Origin of the sequence: Dactylosporangium sp. NPDC005572 (assembly GCF_040605515.1) — a bacterium.
GTDB lineage: Bacteria > Actinomycetota > Actinomycetes > Mycobacteriales > Micromonosporaceae > Dactylosporangium.
Genome location: NZ_JBEXCY010000106.1, coordinates 23,164 through 39,528 on the forward strand (window position 1 = coordinate 23,164; position 16,365 = coordinate 39,528).

General features: G+C 72.6%; 15 protein-coding genes. 6 read left to right on the forward strand and 9 right to left on the reverse strand.

Annotated features, from left to right (window positions below; all coding sequences use genetic code 11):
- Positions 1–39 precede the first annotated feature (39 nt).
- Positions 40–738: a DUF4232 domain-containing protein gene (locus tag ABZS66_RS36955; protein ID WP_354766053.1), complete on the forward strand. Its 699-nt coding sequence runs from the start codon at positions 40–42 to the stop codon at positions 736–738.
- Here ABZS66_RS36955 and ABZS66_RS36960 read toward each other — a convergent pair.
- From ABZS66_RS36960 to ABZS66_RS36980, 5 genes are all read right to left on the reverse strand, one after another.
- The gene (locus tag ABZS66_RS36960; protein WP_354766055.1) at positions 716–1,462 is read right to left on the reverse strand and encodes an amino acid ABC transporter ATP-binding protein; all 747 of its coding nucleotides are present in this window, start codon (positions 1,460–1,462) and stop codon (positions 716–718) included. The two genes, ABZS66_RS36955 and ABZS66_RS36960, sit on opposite strands and share 23 nt — an antisense overlap.
- A complete protein-coding gene (locus ABZS66_RS36965; RefSeq protein WP_354766057.1) occupies positions 1,459–2,295 on the reverse strand; it encodes an amino acid ABC transporter permease in 837 nt (278 codons plus the stop codon). Before ABZS66_RS36965 ends, ABZS66_RS36960 begins: the two co-directional genes overlap by 4 nt.
- On the reverse strand, positions 2,292–3,161 hold the full coding sequence (locus ABZS66_RS36970) for an ABC transporter substrate-binding protein (protein WP_354766059.1): 870 nt from the start codon (positions 3,159–3,161) through the stop codon (positions 2,292–2,294). The genes ABZS66_RS36965 and ABZS66_RS36970 overlap by 4 nt, the downstream gene beginning before the upstream one ends.
- A 58-nt stretch (positions 3,162–3,219) precedes the next feature.
- Positions 3,220–5,064: a glycosyltransferase family 39 protein gene (locus tag ABZS66_RS36975; protein ID WP_354766061.1), complete on the reverse strand. Its 1,845-nt coding sequence runs from the start codon at positions 5,062–5,064 to the stop codon at positions 3,220–3,222.
- A gap of 77 nt (positions 5,065–5,141) precedes the next feature.
- Positions 5,142–5,864: an SDR family oxidoreductase gene (locus ABZS66_RS36980; RefSeq protein ID WP_354766063.1), complete on the reverse strand. Its 723-nt coding sequence runs from the start codon at positions 5,862–5,864 to the stop codon at positions 5,142–5,144.
- A 264-nt stretch (positions 5,865–6,128) separates the two neighbouring features.
- Between ABZS66_RS36980 and erm the strand changes: the two genes are divergently transcribed.
- The 5 genes from erm (at position 6,129) to ABZS66_RS37005 (ending at position 9,737) form a co-directional block, all read left to right on the forward strand.
- The gene (gene erm / locus ABZS66_RS36985; protein WP_354766065.1) at positions 6,129–6,932 is read left to right on the forward strand and encodes an ErmE/ErmH/ErmO/ErmR family 23S rRNA (adenine(2058)-N(6))-methyltransferase; all 804 of its coding nucleotides are present in this window, start codon (positions 6,129–6,131) and stop codon (positions 6,930–6,932) included.
- A gap of 139 nt (positions 6,933–7,071) precedes the next feature.
- Positions 7,072–7,506 (forward strand): hypothetical protein, encoded by a 435-nt coding sequence (locus tag ABZS66_RS36990; protein WP_354766067.1) that lies wholly within the window; start codon positions 7,072–7,074, stop codon positions 7,504–7,506.
- Positions 7,503–8,339 (forward strand): AAA family ATPase, encoded by an 837-nt coding sequence (locus tag ABZS66_RS36995; protein ID WP_354766069.1) that lies wholly within the window; start codon positions 7,503–7,505, stop codon positions 8,337–8,339. The genes ABZS66_RS36990 and ABZS66_RS36995 overlap by 4 nt, the downstream gene beginning before the upstream one ends.
- Before the next feature lie 15 nt (positions 8,340–8,354).
- The gene (locus ABZS66_RS37000) at positions 8,355–8,891 is read left to right on the forward strand and encodes a hypothetical protein (protein WP_354766071.1); all 537 of its coding nucleotides are present in this window, start codon (positions 8,355–8,357) and stop codon (positions 8,889–8,891) included.
- Between the two features lie 60 nt (positions 8,892–8,951).
- Positions 8,952–9,737, forward strand: a complete 786-nt coding sequence (locus ABZS66_RS37005; RefSeq protein WP_354766073.1) for a PHB depolymerase family esterase — start codon at positions 8,952–8,954, stop codon at positions 9,735–9,737.
- Here ABZS66_RS37005 and ABZS66_RS37010 read toward each other — a convergent pair.
- Genes ABZS66_RS37010 through ABZS66_RS37025 form a run of 4 tightly spaced genes read right to left on the reverse strand, consistent with a single transcriptional unit; the run spans position 9,734 to position 15,705 of the window.
- Entirely contained in the window at positions 9,734–11,350 is a 1,617-nt protein-coding gene (locus ABZS66_RS37010; protein WP_354766075.1) for a hypothetical protein, read from the reverse strand. The two genes, ABZS66_RS37005 and ABZS66_RS37010, sit on opposite strands and share 4 nt — an antisense overlap.
- A gap of 49 nt (positions 11,351–11,399) precedes the next feature.
- The gene (locus ABZS66_RS37015; RefSeq protein ID WP_354766077.1) at positions 11,400–13,364 is read right to left on the reverse strand and encodes an ABC transporter ATP-binding protein; all 1,965 of its coding nucleotides are present in this window, start codon (positions 13,362–13,364) and stop codon (positions 11,400–11,402) included.
- Positions 13,361–15,097: an ABC transporter ATP-binding protein gene (locus ABZS66_RS37020; RefSeq protein WP_354766079.1), complete on the reverse strand. Its 1,737-nt coding sequence runs from the start codon at positions 15,095–15,097 to the stop codon at positions 13,361–13,363. Before ABZS66_RS37020 ends, ABZS66_RS37015 begins: the two co-directional genes overlap by 4 nt.
- A gap of 2 nt (positions 15,098–15,099) precedes the next feature.
- Positions 15,100–15,705, reverse strand: a complete 606-nt coding sequence (locus ABZS66_RS37025; RefSeq protein ID WP_354766081.1) for a helix-turn-helix domain-containing protein — start codon at positions 15,703–15,705, stop codon at positions 15,100–15,102.
- Positions 15,706–16,365 lie beyond the last annotated feature (660 nt).

The window sequence follows — 16,365 nt, forward strand, 5'->3', positions numbered from 1 at the left end:
GGGATGACAGCTCGCACGGGGGATGAGGGGTCAACGGGGATGACAGACCACACGGAGATGACGGGCCGGACGAGGATCAGAAGCCGGCTGCTGCCGGCCGCGATCGCCGCGCTGACCATGCTGATGATCGCCGGGTGCGGCACCCGCCGCGAGGGCGACGAGGAGCCCGGCAGCGGCGTCATCGCCTCGGGTGCCGGCTCCGCGTCGGCGAAGTCGGAGTCGGAGCCGGTGCCGCGCGCACCGGTACAGTCACACCCGGCCCCGTCCCGGTCACCGTCGGTGTTCCCGGGCACGCCGCAGCCGACCTGCGTCGGCGGCCTGTCGGTCACCGTCGGCGGGTTCGACGCCGCTATGGGTCTCCGCGCGCTCGGGATCCGGCTGACGAACTGCGGCGCCGGCCAGTACCGAATCCAAGGAGAACCGAAAGTGCGGCTCCTCGACGCCGAGCGCAAGCCGTTCGAGATCACGGTGAACGCCGAAGGGGCCCCGCAGCTGCCCGACCAGTACCACGGGCCGGCGCCGGAGATCGTGCTCGCGCCGGGCGAGTCGGCGGCGGCGATGGTGCTGTGGCGCAACACCCTCACCGACTACACGACCGCGACGATGGGCACCTACCTGGAGGTCGTGCCCGGCCCGGGCCAGTCGCCGCAGCTGCTGACGGAGCGCGGGCCGTACGACACCGGCAACACCCCCCGGCTGCGGGTGAGTCACTGGATCAGAGCCGCCCCGCCTCGATGATGCGCTGCAGGAACTGCCGGGTGCGGGGCTCCCGCGGCTCGCCGAGCACCTGCGCCGGCGGGCCCTGCTCGACGAGCACCCCGCCGTCGAGGAACGCGATCCGGTCGGCGACCTGCCGGGCGAAGCCCATCTCGTGCGTGGCGAGGAGCATCGTCATGCCGTCGGCCTTGAGGTCGCGGACCAGCGACAGCACCTCGCCGACCAGCTCCGGGTCCAGGGCCGAGGTCACCTCGTCGAGCAGCAGCAGCCGCGGGGCGTTGACCAGGGCGCGGACGATCGCGACCCGCTGCTGCTGGCCGCCGGAGAGCCGGTCCGGGTAGTCCCCGGCCCGCGACTCGAGGCCCACCCGGGCCAGCAGGGTCATCGCCTTGTCGCGGGCCTCGGCCGCCGGCAGCCTGTGGACGCGGCGCGGGGCGAGGGTCACGTTGTCGAGGACCGACATGTGCGGGAACAGGTTGAACGCCTGGAACACGATCCCGATGCGCTGACGGACCTTGTCCGGGTCGGCCCGCGGGTCGGTGATGTCCTCGCCGTCGAGGTGGATCGTGCCGTCGTCGACCGGTTCGAGCAGGTTGACGCAGCGCAGCAGCGTCGACTTGCCCGAGCCGCTGGAGCCGATGAGCGCGACCACCTCGTGCTCGGCCACGTCGAGCGACACCCCGCGCAGCACGGGCCGGGTGCCGAACACCTTGTGCAGGTCCGTGATCGACAGGACGGTGCTCACAGGCCCAGGTCTCCCGACTGGCGGCGGGCCGCCCGGAGCGTGACCCAGTCGGTCACGGCGATGACGGGGATCGCCAGCAGCACGAACAGCACACCGGCGATGACGTACGGGGTGTAGTTGTAGGAGATCGACGTCTCGATCTGGGCGGCGCGGATCGCGTCGATCGGCCCGGCGAGCGAGATCAGGCCCACGTCCTTCTGCATCGCGACGAGGTCGTTGAGCAGCGGCGGGGCGACCCGGCGCACCGCCTGGGGCAGCACGACGTGGCGCATCGTCTGCCGGTACGTCAGCCCCAGCGACCGGGCGGCGGCCCGCTGCGACGGGTGCACCGACTCGATCCCGGCCCGGAACACCTCGGCGATGTAGGCGCCGTAGGTGAGCACCAGCGCGGTCCCGCCGAGGACGAGCACCGACGGCGTGCCGGACAGCCGCAGCCCGGGCACCCCGAACGCGAACAGGTAGATGGTGATGACCAGCGGCAGGCCGCGGAAGGTGTAGGTGTACCCGCTGGCGAACGCCCGCAGCGGGAAGAACACCGGCGCGCGCAGCGTGCGCAGCGTCGCGATGCCGAGCCCCAGCAGCACCGCGCCGGCGGCGCAGGCGAGCAGCAGCTGCACGTTGAGCCACAGCCCGCGCAGGACCGCCGGGAACGCCTCCCGGGCCGAGCCGACGTCGAAGAAGCTCTCCCGGACGCGGTCCCACCCCGGGGCGCCGGTGATCACGAAGTACAGCAGGATCCCCACGGCGAACGTGGACACGGCGGCGACCGCCACCGACAGATAGGTCTGCCGGCGGCGGTACGCCTCACGGTCAAGCTGTAACTGCGACTTCACGACAGGGTCGGCGCGCCCTGGGTCGCCGAGAGCCACTGCTGCTCCAGCTTCTTCAGGGTGCCGTCGGTGCGCAGCGCGTCGACGGCCTGGCTCACGCAGCCGGTCAGCGACGAGCCCTTGTCGAGCACCAGGCCGAACTGCTCCGGGGTGCCGGACGGCTGGGGCAGCTGCCCGACGATGGTCGCGTCGGTGATCTCGGCGCCGGTGATGTAGAACGCCGTGGGCAGATCGACGACGAGCCCGTCGATCTGGCCGTTCTGCAGCGCCTTCTTGGCGTCGTCGTTGTTGTTGTACACCGCCGGTTGGGCGTCGGGCTTCACGACCTCGGTGATCGACCGGTAGCTCGTGGTGCCGACCTGCGCGCCCAGCTTGGCCCCTTTGAGATCGGCGAGCGTCTTCGCGCCGGCGATCTTGGAGGACTTCAGCGCGATGACGGTCTGGGTGACGTCATAGTACGGCGAGGAGAAGTCCACGGCGTTCTTGCGCTCGTCGGTGATGGAGAACTCGTTGATGTCGATGTCGAACGTCTTCTTGCCCGGCGCGATCGCGTTGTTGAACGTGACCCGGGTCCAGACCACCTGGTCCTTGGTGTAGCCGAGCTTCTCCGCCACCGCGTAGGCGACGGCGGACTCGAACCCCTTGCCGCTGTCGGGCTTGTTGTCGTCGAACCACGGCGGGTACACCGGGTCGTCGGTGCCGAACGTGAGCTTGCCCGCCGCGAGGGTCTTGAGCTGCGCGGGCGAGCAGCTGCCGGAGGCGGCCGAGCTGCCGGTGGCCGCCGGTTCGTCGTCGGCCGGCGCGCAGCCGGCCACGGCGGCCAGGACGGAGGTCAGTCCGGCCGCGAAAATGAGGGACGCGGGACGCATGGCGGCGATCGTACCCACCACCCAGGTAGGGAATAGGCATCCCGTGCCGGGAATCACGTCACGGGCGCAGGTCGTAGACCGTGCTGGCGCCGACCGTGGTCGCTGTGTAGTTCGCGGACACCCAGGTGGCGATGTCGCCCCCGCCGCCGCGGCCGCCGGAGATGTAGTAGGCGATCTCGCCCCTGGCGACCATCTGCTGGAACTCGGCCAGGGTCGGGGCGGGGTCGCTGCCGTCCCAGCCGCCGATCGCGATCACCGACCTGCCCGTCGCCAGTTCCAGGGACGCCGCCGAGGTGGCGCCCGAGATGGCGGCCGCCCACCGCGTTGTGGTCGCCGCCAGGAGCGTGGCCAGCTCGGCGTCGGCGCCGTCCTCGCCGCCCATGCCGCCCATGCCGCCGCCACCGGGGAAACCGCGGCCGGAGCCGCCGGCCGACGACGGGCCCGAGGTCGGGATCGAGCCCGAGTGCGGCTGGGACGCCGTCGACAGCGACCACGCCGCCGTGCCCGCGACACCGGACAGCAGGGCCGCGACCAGGCCGACCACGGCGAGCCGGCCCGCGACCTCGACGGCCGCGATCAGCAGCGCGGCCAGGCCGCCCGCCGCGAGGACCGTCCAGCGCAGCCACGGGTGCCAGTCCGGCGCGCCCGCCAGGAGCGTGAAGTCCCACGCCGCCGTGACGAACACCATCGCGGCCAGGGTCAGGCGGGCCGGGAGGAAGGCCCGGGCCCGCCACAGCTCCCGCCCGCCGATCGCGACCAGCGCGGCGACGGCCGGGGCGAGGGCCACGGTGTAGTACGGGTGCGTGGTGCCCGACATGTAGCTGAACGTCAGGCCGGTGACGAGGAGCCATGCGCCCCACAGGATCAGCGCGGCCCGGCCGCGGTCGGTGCGCGGCGCCCGGCGGGTGAACCACAGGCCGGCCACGAGCGCGATCAGCGCCGCCGGCAGCAGCCAGGAGATCTCGGCGCCCATGCTGTCGCCGAACAGCCGCGTGATGCCGGTCGCCCCGCCGAACCCGACGTTGCCGCCGCCGTTGAAGCCGCCCCCGCCGCCGCGGTTGCCGTCACCGCCGAAGATGCGGCCCAGGCCGTTGTACCCCAGCGCCAGCTCCAGCAGGCTGTCGTTCGCGGAGCCGCCGATGTACGGGCGGGACCCGGCGGGCCACAGCGCGACGAGCGCCACGAACCAGCCGGCGCTCACCACGAGCGCGGCCCCGGCGGTCAGCAGGTGCAGCAACCGGCGGGCGAGGCCGGCCGGCGCGGCCACGAGGTACGCCAGCGCGAACCCCGGCAGCACGAGCAGCCCCTGCAGCATCTTGGTCAGGAACGCGAAGCCGAGCGCCGTCGCGGCCAGGCTCAGCCAGACCGGGTCGGCCCGCTCGACGGCGCGGGTCGTGCAGTAGGCGCCGGCGACGAGCAGCAGGGTCAGCAGCGCGTCCGGGTTGTCGAACCGGAACATGAGCACCGCGACCGGGGTCAGGGCCAGCGCCGCGCCGGCGGCCAGCCCGGCCGCGGCGCCGAAGTGCCGGCGGACCGTCGCGAACAGCAGCCAGACGGCGAGCACACCCTCGACGGCCTGCGGGGCGAGCAGGCTCCAGCTGTTGAAGCCGAAGATCCGCCCCGACAGCCCCATCACCCACAGCGACGCGGGCGGCTTGTCGACGGTGATGACGTTGCCCGGGTCGAGGGAGCCGAACAGCAGGGCCTTCCAGCTCTGCGTGCCGGCCTGGGCCGCGGCGGCGTAGAAGCTGTTCGCGTAGCCGCTGGCCGACAGCCCCCAGAGGTACAGCAGCGCCGTGCCGAGCAGCAGCCCGCCGAGCCCCCAGTGTTCCCAGCGCGGGCGGCGGGCCACATGCGCCGGGCTCTGCAGGGCGTGCGCGGGCCGGGTCAGCGTCGTCGTCATGGTCGTCACTCTCGGCGACGACCCTGGGCGCCGGTTGCCGGGAACCTGGGACCCGCCTGTGAAGCCCTGCGCGCTGTTCAGGCCAGGACGGCACCGCCGTCGACCCGCAGGATCGAGCCGGTCGCGAAGTCCTGGGTCATGCTGTACACGTAGGCCCGCGCGACGTCGTCGACCTCGCCGACGCGGCCGAGCGGCGCCGACGCGGCCTGCTGCTCGTAGAGCGCCTCCCGCTGCGGCTCGGGCAGCGCCGACCACAGCGGGGAGCGGGTCACGCCCGGCGACACGGCGTTGACCCGGATCCGCGGGGCCAGCTCCACCGCGAGGGCCCGGGTCAGGGCGTCGATCGCGCCGCACACGCTCGCGGCGACCGACCAGCCGGCGTCGGGCCGTTCCCCGGCGGTACCGGTGGTGAGCGTGATCGATCCGCCGTCGCGCAGGTGCGGGCGGGCCGAGTGCGCCGTCGCGAGGGCTCCGAAGTACCGCAGCATGAACTGCTGCCGCGCGGTCTCGATGTCGAGGTCGTCCAGCGGCGTCAGGACGAGCGGCTCCCCGGCCGTGTACACGACGTGATCCAGCTCACCGAGGTCCGCGAACAGTTTCGCGACCGTCTCCGGGTCGGTCAGGTCGGCGGCCCGGCCCGCGGCGGTCGTCGGGAGGACCACGAGCGCCCGCTCGACGCTCTGCGGGCGGCGGCCGACGACGACCACGTCGGCCCCGGCCTCGCCGGCCGCGACCGCGGTCGCCAGCCCGATCCCGGAGGTGCCGCCGAGCACGGCGACGCGCTGGTGCTGCAGGGTCATGGCGGGTCTCTGCCCGCTCTCGCGGCGGTAATTCGCGTGCGGGCCGTTCCCGGCGTGGTTATCGTGCCCGGATGACCACGACGCACGCGCTCCTCGCGGCGGCCTGGACGCCGGCGGTGCGCATCCGCACCCGGCGTCGCGCCCTGGCCGACTAAAGAGCATCCCAGCGCCAGGGCCTTCCGAGTCCTTTTGACGGAACGGACGGGCCGCGATGCCGCCTGTCCGTGCTTCGCCGCCTCCGCGGCGGCAGACAGGACCCAGGTCATGGCGCCACGAACCGAGCACACGCGCGCCCGTCGCGTCTACGGGCAGAACCTCCTCACCACCACCGCGGCCGTCCGGCAGGTCGCGGCCGCCGCCGAGCTGGCCGCCGTCGACCTCGTCGTCGAGGTCGGCGCGGGGCGCGGCAGCCTCACCGCGGAGTTGCTGCGCCACGTGCGCCGCGTCATCGCCTACGAGGTCGACCCGGCGATGGCGGCGGCGCTCGAGGCCCGGCCGGCCCGGCCCGGCCTGACCGTGCTGGCCGCCGACTTCCTGGCCGCCGAGCCGCCGGCGGTGCCGTTCGCGGTCGTCGGCAACATCCCCTACGCGCTCACGTCGGCCGTCGTCGACTGGTGCCTGACGGCCGAGCGGCTCACCGCGGCGACGCTGCTCACCCAGCTCGAGTACGCCCGCAAACGGACCGGCGACTACGGGCGGTGGAGCCGGCTGACGATCGCGACCTGGCCGCGGTACGAGTGGATCCTCGCCGGCCGGATCCCGCGCTCGGCGTTCCGCCCGGTGCCCGGCGTCGACGGCGGCCTGCTGCGCATCGTCCGCCGGCCGGTGCCGCTGGTCGAGCCGCCCGCGTGGGGCGCCTACCAGCGGTTCGTCGACCTCGGCTTCTCCGGGGTCGGCGGCTCGCTGCACGCGTCGCTGACCCGGCGCTTCGAGACCGCCCGGGTCGCGGGCGCGTTCCGGGCGCTGCGGCTGGCCCCCGCGACACCCGTGGGGCTGGTGTGGCCGGAGCAGTGGCTGTCACTGTTCCGGCTGCTCAACCGCCGAACCGGCCGCCCGGGCCGACGGTGACCCGCAGCCGGGCCGCCCCGCCGAACGGCCGGACCGGCTTGATCGAACGCACACCGACATCACCCGTGCGGCCATCACACTCCGGTGGGGCCGTTGTTACGGTGCGACGCAGATCGACAACGGCCACGGAGGAGTGCAGTTGATCGAGTACCTCGGTCCGGTGCTGCAAGGGCTCGCGGCGGCGGTCGCGACACGGTTGATGGAGAGCCAGTCCCGCCAGGTGCCGACGGACGCCATCGTGGCCGAGATCGAGCGGCTGCGCCTCGAGCAGCAGCGCACCGCGCTCGAGGTACGGGAGGTGCTCATCCTGTTCGAGCGGGTGGTGCAGCGGGTGGAGGGGCTCAGGATGACCCAGGCGGCGATGGTGTTCGAACCCGCCGGGCAGGTGCAGAACCTCGGGCAGGCGCTCATGTACCTCGACGCCGAGGTCGACGCCGTGACCCGCCAGGAGGCGCACCGGCATCCGGTGCCGGCCCAGGCGGAGGCCCCGGCGGACCAGACGCCGTCGATCTTCGACGACATCGACCGCGACATCATGCGCCTGCGGCAGCAGGCCGGGGGTGGCGGCCGGTGAGCCAGCCTCCGTCGGTCCCGCAGCGGTTCCTGTCCGAGATCTCCCGTCACCTCACGCTGAGCTTCACCGACATCGCCGATCACCCGCTCATCCTCGGCATCTTCGGGCCGCCCGGGGAGGGCAAGACGTTCCAGCTGCGCGCCGCGCTCGCGGCCCTGCGCGTGCACTCGACCACGATCAACGCGGCCGACCTGGAGAGCGACCGGGCCGGCCAGCCCGGCAAGATGCTGCTGGAGCACTACGTCGTCGCAGCCCGCGACATCGAGCGCGGCACCCCGACCGTGATGGTGATCAACGACATCGACACCACGGTGGGCGAGTGGGAGAAGCACACCGGGACCGTCAACCACCAGCAGCTGCTCGCGCAGCTCATGCACCTGGCCGACAGCCCGGCCCACATCCCGCGGGTCGGCCCCGTCCGGCGCGTGCCGGTGATCGTCACGGGCAACGACTTCACCAAGCTCTACGCGCCGCTGCGCCGCCCGGGCCGGATGAAGGCGATCGCCTGGCTGCCCACGATCGAGGAGAAGCACGCGGTCCTGCTGACGATGTTCGCCGGCATCGCCACCGAGCAGACCGTCAAGGAGCTGTGCGAGCACTACTACCGGCTGCCCGTCTCGTTCTTCTCCCAGCTGAAGGTCGAGGCGCTGGGCATGATGGCGAGCACCGTGCTGCGCCAGATCAGCAACTACGAGGAGGTCGTGCGCAACCCGGCCCGCTACGCCACGTACATCATGGCCGCCGCTTCCGCCGACAGCATCGACCTGCTGAAGCTCGCCGCCGACATGGTGCGCAACGGCGACGCCGTGCACCGCCCGTACCTCGAACAGTGACCGCCGGAGGATGCCGTGGCGAACTCATTCACCTACACCTACTCCGAGACGCGGACGAGGACCGAGGCGGTCCACGACCAGTTCGCCATGTTCCTGATGTACTCGGGCCTGCCGTCGTACAAGCACGACAACATCCTGAAGGGCATCGACAACCACTGGCTGGACGCCGTCGGCGTGTACCTCGTGAGCGGCGGCGAGCGGGTGCTCGAGGCCGAGGTCAAGGTCGACTGGAAGCTGCACACCGACCTCGTCGTCATCTCGCCGACCGTCCGCGGCAACCTGCCCGGCTGGACCGAGGGTGCAGCGCCGGAGATCAAGGCGATCGGCCACCGGTTCGGCCTGCGCGCCCAGGAGCTGGACCTCGTTCCACGGTACTGGGTCCAGTTCACCGCACAGATCAACGCGGACCCGGCACTGTACCGGCAGCGCTGCGCCGACGTCGGCGTCAACGCCGGCAGCTCGTTGCCGCCCTGGCGGTCGACGCCGGCCACCCGCTCGTACCGCGTCGAGGACCTGCAGGAGATCAGCATCGACCTGCGCGACGCGCAGTGACTTACCGGACCCGAACACGGCGCTGACCCGGTCGTGGTGCGGGCGGCGCACCGTGGGTCCGTGCGGACGATCGCGTGCCTGGTCCTCGTTGCCCTCCTGCTCACCGGGTGCGGGCGGGCCGACCGGACCTACCGGCTGTACCTCCCGGCGTCGCTGCCGGCCGGCGAGGCGGTGCCGCTGGTCGTCGTGCTGCACGGGGGCTTCGGCAGCGCCCGCCAGGCCGAGCGGGCCTACGGCTGGGACGCGCTCGCCGACCGGGAGGGCTTCGCCGTCGTGTACCCCGACGGCCAGGGCCGGGCCTGGAACGCCGGCGGCGGGTGCTGCGGCCGGCCGGGCCGGGAGGGCGTCGACGACGTGGCGTACGTGCTCGGGGTCGTCGCGGCGGTGCGGGCCGCGCGGCCGGTCGACCCGGACCGGATCTACGCGACCGGCATCTCCAACGGTGGCCTGATGGCGTACCGCCTCGCCTGCGACACCGACGTCTTCGCCGCGATCGGCCCGGACGCCGCCACGCTGCTCGGCGGCTGCCCGGACCCGGCGCCGGTGTCGGTGCTGCACCTGCACGGCACCGCCGACACCATGGTCCGGCCCGACGGCGCGCCCGGCGACGGGTTCGCGGACATCGACGGCCCGCCGGTCGCCGACGTCGTCGAGCTGTGGCGCACCGCCGGCGGCTGCGCCCCGCCCGTCACCACGACGGTCGGCGCGCAGACCCGCAGCACGGCGCAGTGCCCGCAGGGCCGCGCCGTCGACCTCGTCCTCTTCGACGGCGCGGGCCACGAGTGGCTGCCCGGCGCCACGGCGACGTTCTGGGAGTTCTTCGCCGCCCACCCACGGAAGGGCTAGATCTGGGGCGCGGTGTGGACGATCGTGTAGCCGCCCGCCGGGACCAGGGCGCGGATGCGGCCCGCCGTGGTCGTGTAGTGCTCCAGCTCCTCGCCCGACGGGTCGTTGACGCTCACCGTGGCCGGGACGTCGCCCGGCATGAGCACGTCACTGGCCCGCGTGCTCGTGGCCATGCTGCGCAGCAGCGTCAGCCGGGCGCCGGTCAGCGGGTCGGCCAGGGCCAGGCAGCGCAGGTCGCCGCCCGCCGCGGCGGTCTCCCGGCAGGCCTCCGGCTCGCCGGTCGCGATCCGCGCGATCGCCGCGGCGTGCGGGTCGCCGTCCAGGGCCAGCATCGCGAGCAGCCCGTGGATGGTCGACTCGGCGCCCGCGTCGCGGTGGATGACGCCGCGGTGCAGCGCCCCCGGCGGCGGGTCGTCCGGGATGTCCACGCCGTCGTACGTGCGGCCGGTCGCCGGGTCGTACATCGGCGCGCCCGCCGGGTTGTTGCCGAAGAACCACGAGCCGGCGATCCCGGCCAGCGTCGACAGCGACGACCGGCCGGTGGCGCGGGCCGTGGCCAGGAGGCACTCCACCCGGGACTGGGCGCCGTACGCGAGCTGCACCCCGTCGATGGTCAGCGACTCGGTCGCCCCGGGCGGGGCGATGCGCAGGTTGTCCGGGCCGCCCGCCACCAGCAGGTGCGGGGTGAACGACGCCGCGTCGGCCAGGGCCGCGTCCCGCGCCGCCAGATCCCCGGCGACCTCGTAGACGCGGGCCAGCCCGGCGGGCGCCAGCCCGGCCCAGCCGTGCCACGCGGTGCGCGACAGCCCGTACGGCAGGACCGCCCCGAACGGCCACGTCCACGGCGTGCCGGTGCGCATCGCGGTCACGCCCTCGGCCAGCTGCTCCAGGATCTTGCGGGCGTCGTCGTCCTGGCTCGCCCGCACGTACGCGGACAGCCCCAGCAGCGCCTCGCCGGTGAGGTCGGCGCCGTCGGCGATGAGCCACGCCGGGGTCGCGTGTTCGTCGACCACCCGCCACTGCCCGTACCGCGGCAGTACCTGGCGGCGCAGCGCCGCGATCGCGAGCCGGAGCCGGGTCTGGAGGAACCGCGCTAAGTCCGGCGTGTCGTCGCGAAACGCCGCGTAGCCCTCGCCGAGCGCCCAGATCGTGCGGGCCAGCCAGGCCGACTCGGCGCTGTCGGACGGGTCGGGCGGCTCGGGCGGGTCGGCGCTCGGGTTGAGCGTCCCGTCCGGCTGCTGCCAGAGCACGACGTTGCCGGTGCGGGCGTCGTCGAGCGAGTCGGTGACCGTCTGCAGGAAGCACAGGCCGCGCAGCAGCTGCCGGGCCGCCGAGCGGGACGTGCCGGCGCCGGTCGCCTGCCAGTGCCGCAGGTACACCACCGCGGCGCGGGCGATGTCGTCGGCGTTGAAGGCGCCCTGCGCGTAGCGGTCCGGCCCGACGAGCGGGCCGCCGCCGCAGGGCAGGTACGCACCGTCCGGCAGGCGTTCGGCGTAGGTCCAGACCACCTCTACGGAGGGCTCCTCCGCGAGGCGGAACGTCGTATGCCCGGGCTGGGGCGGCGGGGTGAGGCGCACCCGCATCGCGTCCAGGTGGGCGAGATTGGTCAGCACGGCGCGCGACATACCCCCGCGCGCCGTGCTGACACCGGTTTTACTCCACTTACTCCACTTCGACCGCAGCTGCGGCGAATTGAGCGGAATAGAGCCGGGCGTATGCGCCGTCCGACGCGAGCAGCGAGTCGTGCGTGCCCTGCTCGACGATGCTGCCGTGCTCCATCACCAGGATGAGGTCGGCGTCGCGGATCGTGGAGAGCCGGTGGGCGATGACGAAGCTCGTGCGGCCCGCCCGCAGCGTGCTCATCGCGCGCTGGATGAGCACCTCGGTCCGGGTGTCGACCGAGCTCGTCGCCTCGTCGAGGATGAGGATCGTCGGCTCGGCCAGGAACGCCCGGGCGATGGTGATGAGCTGCTTCTCGCCCGCGCTCACCCCCGAGCCCTCCTCGTCGAGCACCGTCTCGTAGCCCTCGGGGAGGGTGCGCACGAACCGGTCCGCGTGCGCCGCCTCGGCCGCCGCGACGATCTTCTCCATCGTCGGGTGGTCGGCGCCGTACGCCAGGTTCTCCGCGATGGTGCCCTGGAACAGCCAGGTGTCCTGGAGCACCATCCCGATCTGTTCGCGCAGCTCGTCGCGGGACATCGTGGCGATGTCGACGTCGTCGAGCAGGATCCGCCCGCCGGACAGGTCGTAGAACCGCATGATGAGGTTCACCAGCGTCGTCTTGCCCGCACCGGTGGGCCCGACGATGGCGACGGTCTGGCCCGGCTCGACGGTCAGCGAGAGGTCCTCGATGAGGGGTTCATCGCTCTTGTACCGGAACGAGACGTGCTCGAAGGTCACCTTGCCCAGCACCCGCTCCGGCCGGGCCGGCGACACCGGGTCGGGGCTCTGCTCGTCGGCGTCGAGCAGCTGGAACACCCGCTCGGCCGACGCGACGCCCGACTGGACCAGGTTGGCCATGCTGGCCACCTGGGTGAGCGGCTGGGAGAACTGCCTGGAGTACTGGATGAAGGCCTGCACGTCGCCCAGCGACATCGTGCCGGAGGCGACCCGCAGCGCGCCGACTACCGCGACCAGCACGTAGTTGAGGTTGCCGATGAACATCATCGCCGGCTGGATGAGGCCGGAGATGAACTGCGCCTTGAACGACGCCGTGTAGAGCGAGTCGTTGTGCTCGGCGAACGCCTTCGCCGACTCGTCCTGCCGGCCGAAGATCTTCACGACCGAGTGGCCGGTGAACATCTCCTCGATGTGGCCGTTGAGCTTGCCGGTGCTCGACCACTGCCGCACGAACTGCGGCTGCGAGCGCTTGCCGATGCGGGCCGCGATGAACGCCGACACGGGCACGGTGACCAGGGCGATCACCGCCAGCAGCGGGGAGATCCAGAACATCACCACGAGCACGCCGACGATCGTGAGCAGCGACGTCATGAGCATGCTCAGCGACTGCTGCAGCGTCATCGCGATGTTGTCGGTGTCGTTCGTCGCCCGGCTCAGCACCTCCCCGCGCGGCTGGCGGTCGAAGTACGACAGCGGCAGCCGGGACAGCTTCGCCGACACCTGCTCGCGCAGGCGGTACACCGTCCGCTGCACGATGACGGTGGTCAGCCGCGCCTGGAGCAGGCCGAAGATCCAGGCGCCGAGGTAGACCAGCGCCACCATGAACAGCACCCGCTTGAGGTGGTCGAAGTCGATGCCCCGGCCGGGCACCACGTCCTTGACCGCCTGGAGCAGGTCGGCGAACGTGTCGTTGCCCTCCGCGCGCAGCTTCGCGACCGCCTCCTCCTTCGTGGTACCGGCGGGGATCCGCTCCCCGAGGATGCCGGCGAAGATGACGTCGGTCGCCTTGCCGAGCAGCCACGGCCCGGTCACCGACAGCCCGACGCTCACCACGCCGAACAGCCCGACCAGCACCACCATGAACCGGTCCGGGGCCAGCATGCCCAGCAGCCGCTTCGCCGAGCCCTTGAAGTCCTCCAGCTTGACCGGCGGGCCGCCGCCCATCATCGCCCGGCCCGGGCCGAACCCGGGACCGCCGCCGCCCGCCGGCCGGTTCGGTGCCGTCATGCCGCCGCCTCCTGCTCCGTGAGCTGGGAAAGGACGATCTCGCGGTAGGTGGCGTTGTCGTCCATGAGTTCGTGGTGGGTGCCGGTGCCGACGACCCGGCCCTCGTCGAGGACCACGATCCGGTCGGCGTCGCGGATCGTGCTGACCCGCTGCGCGACGATGACGACCGTCGCGTCGGCAATCTCCGCGCGCAGGGCCTCCCGCAGGGCCGCGTCGGTGGCGTAGTCCAGCGCCGAGAACGAGTCGTCGAAGAGGTAGATCTCCGGCCCGGCGACGAGCGTGCGGGCGATCGCCAGCCGCTGCCGCTGACCGCCGGAGACGTTCGTGCCGCCCTGCGCGATCGGCGCCTCCAGCTCGCCGGGCATGGCCCGCACGAAGCCGGCCGCCTGGGCCACCTCCAGGGCCCGCCACAGCTCGGCGTCGGTCGCGTCCGGCCGCCCGTACCGGAGGTTCGACGCCACCGTGCCGGTGAACAGGTACGGCTTCTGCGGCACCATGCTCACCGTCCGGGCCAGCAGCGGCTCGTCGATCCGGCGCACGTCGACGCCGTCGACGAGCACCGTCCCGCCGGTCGCGTCGAACAGCCGGGGCACCAGGTTGAGCAGCGTCGTCTTGCCGGCGCCGGTGCTGCCGATGATCGCCGTCGTCTGGCCGGGGTGCGCCACCAGGTCGACGCCGGACAGCACCGGGACCTCGGCGCCCGGGTACGCGAACGTGACGTCGCGCAGCTCCAGCTCACCGTGTGTCGTGAGCTCGGTGACCGGTTGTTTCGGCGGGGCGACGCTCGACTCGGTGCCGAGCACCTCCTCGATGCGCTCGGCGCACACCTCGGCCCGCGGGATCATGACGAACATGAATGTCGCCATCATCACCGCCATGAGGATCTGCATGAGGTAGCTCAGGAACGCCGTCAGCGCCCCGACCTGCATGTCCCCGCTGTCGATGCGGCCAGCGCCGAACCAGAGGACCAGGATGCTGGAGGCGTTGACGATGAGCATCACCGTCGGGAACATCAGCGACATCAGCCGGCCCACGGCCAGCGACACGTCGCGCAGGTCGCCGTTGGTGCGCTCGAACCGGACCCGCTCGTGCTCGTCGCGGACGAACGCCCGGATCACCCGGATGCCGCTGATCTGCTCCCGGACGACCCGGTTGACCAGGTCGATGCGCACCTGCATGGTGCGGAACAGCGGCCGCATCCGCACCACGATGACCGCGATCACGCCGATCAGGATCGGGGCCACGACCAGCAGCAACGTCGACAGCGGCACGTCCTGGTGCAGGGCGAGGATGACGCCGCCGAAGCACATGATCGGCGCCGACACCATGAGCGTGAACGTCATCAGCACCAGCATCTGGACCTGCTGGATGTCGTTCGTGGTGCGGGTGATGAGCGACGGCGCGCCGAACTGCCCGACCTCGCGGGCCGACAGCGCCTGCACCTTGGCGAAGATCGCGGCCCGCACGTCGCGGCCCAGCGCCATCGCGGTGCGCGCGCCGAAGTACACGGCCGCGGCCGAGCAGACGATCTGCACGGCCGTCACGCCGAGCATCCATCCGCCGATGCGGAAGATGTACCCCGTGTCGCCCTTCACGACGCCGTTGTCGATGATGTCGGCGTTGAGGGTGGGCAGGTACAGCGTGGCCAGGGTCTGCACGAGCTGCAGCACCACGACCAGGGTGATCGGCCCGCGGTAGGGCCGGAGATGAGCTTTGAGCAGTCGTAGCAGCATCGTCAGGCGTCTCCAGCCGTTCGAATGAGCAGCCCGTCGAGCAGCACGCCGACGATGTCGTCGGGCGTGAGGTTCTCGGGCTCGGTGGCTTCCAGGTGGGCGGTGGTCATGATGACCACGAACAGCAGCCGGGCGACGGTCCGCGGGCTGCGCCGCAGCAGTGCCCGGTCCGGCTCGATGACGGCGGCGAGCGCGTCGGAGAGCCGCTTGCGGCTCTCCATCAGGTGCTCCATGAGCGGCTGCGCGGTGTCCGGCGGCAGGGTCCGGGCCACCATCAGGAGGCTGCCGTTGGCCTCGAACCGCCGCATCATGATCGCGACCGCGTCGGCGAGCCGCTCCCGCAGCGGCGCCTCGGGATCGATCGCGGACAGCGCCCGGATCATCGGGTTCTCGTCGAACGCGGCGGCCAGCGCGGCGACGATGAGTGAGGCCTTGTCGGGAAAGACCCCGAAGATGGTGCCCTCGGCCACCCCGGCGGCCTCCGCGATCTGCCGGGTCGTGACCGCGGCACCGTGTGCCCGCAGCAGCGGCAGGGTGGCCGCCACGAGCGCGGCCCGCCGATCGTCGGGCGCGAGCGCCGGCACCCGCCGCCGGCGATGGGTCTGCATCACGGGCACAGCCTAATGAGCGAGCACTCACTCGGCCACCGCTTTTCTCCACCGGCGAACGGCACCCACCACACCCACCGCTGCGCACCACCGCGCCGCGCCCCGCCACCGTGCCGCTCTTGGAGTTGTGGTCCGTCTTTATGGCGCTATTTCCGACAAGTCGGGGACCACAAGTCCAAGATCGCGGCCACGAAGTGTGCGGCGAGGGCGCGGGTGGACAGAGTGGGTTCGGAGTAGGCGGCGGCGGTGCGGACGGCGGGTGCGTACGCGTCGGGGTGCCACCGCTCCCCAGCACCGCACCGATCCCCGCAACGGTGCCGCGCCCCGGCACCGCGCCGATCTTGGAGCTGTGGTCCCGGCTTTATGGTGCTACTTCCGACAAGTCAGGGATCACAACTCCAAGAACGCGGCCAGGAAGGGCGCGGCGGCGCGGGTGGACCGAGTGGGCGCAGCAGGCGTGTGCGGGTGGCGGGGTGCGGGCGGCGGGGTGCGGGCGGCGGGGTGCGGGCGGCGCGGCGGGGTGCGGGCGGCGCGGGCGCGGCTGCGGTGGATTGTGGTAGCGGAAAGCGTGGTCCTGCCGGCCTCATGCGGCCGGGAACGGTCGCGGCGGGCGGGGGCCCCGGGGCCCCGCCCCCCCGACCCCGTCCGGGTGACGTCCAG

Excerpts from the sequence above, each read along its gene's own strand:
- ABZS66_RS36955 (WP_354766053.1), top strand. The coding sequence starts at position 40 with ATGACAGACCACACGGAGATGACGGGCCGGACGAGGATCAGAAGCCGG.
- ABZS66_RS36975 (WP_354766061.1), bottom strand. The coding sequence starts at position 5,064 with ATGACGACGACGCTGACCCGGCCCGCGCACGCCCTGCAGAGCCCGGCG.
- ABZS66_RS36980 (WP_354766063.1), bottom strand. The coding sequence starts at position 5,864 with ATGACCCTGCAGCACCAGCGCGTCGCCGTGCTCGGCGGCACCTCCGGG.
- ABZS66_RS37025 (WP_354766081.1), bottom strand. The coding sequence starts at position 15,705 with ATGCAGACCCATCGCCGGCGGCGGGTGCCGGCGCTCGCGCCCGACGAT.
- erm (WP_354766065.1), top strand. The coding sequence starts at position 6,129 with ATGGCGCCACGAACCGAGCACACGCGCGCCCGTCGCGTCTACGGGCAG.
- ABZS66_RS37020 (WP_354766079.1), bottom strand. The coding sequence starts at position 15,097 with ATGCTGCTACGACTGCTCAAAGCTCATCTCCGGCCCTACCGCGGGCCG.
- ABZS66_RS37015 (WP_354766077.1), bottom strand. The coding sequence starts at position 13,364 with ATGACGGCACCGAACCGGCCGGCGGGCGGCGGCGGTCCCGGGTTCGGC.
- ABZS66_RS36970 (WP_354766059.1), bottom strand. The coding sequence starts at position 3,161 with ATGCGTCCCGCGTCCCTCATTTTCGCGGCCGGACTGACCTCCGTCCTG.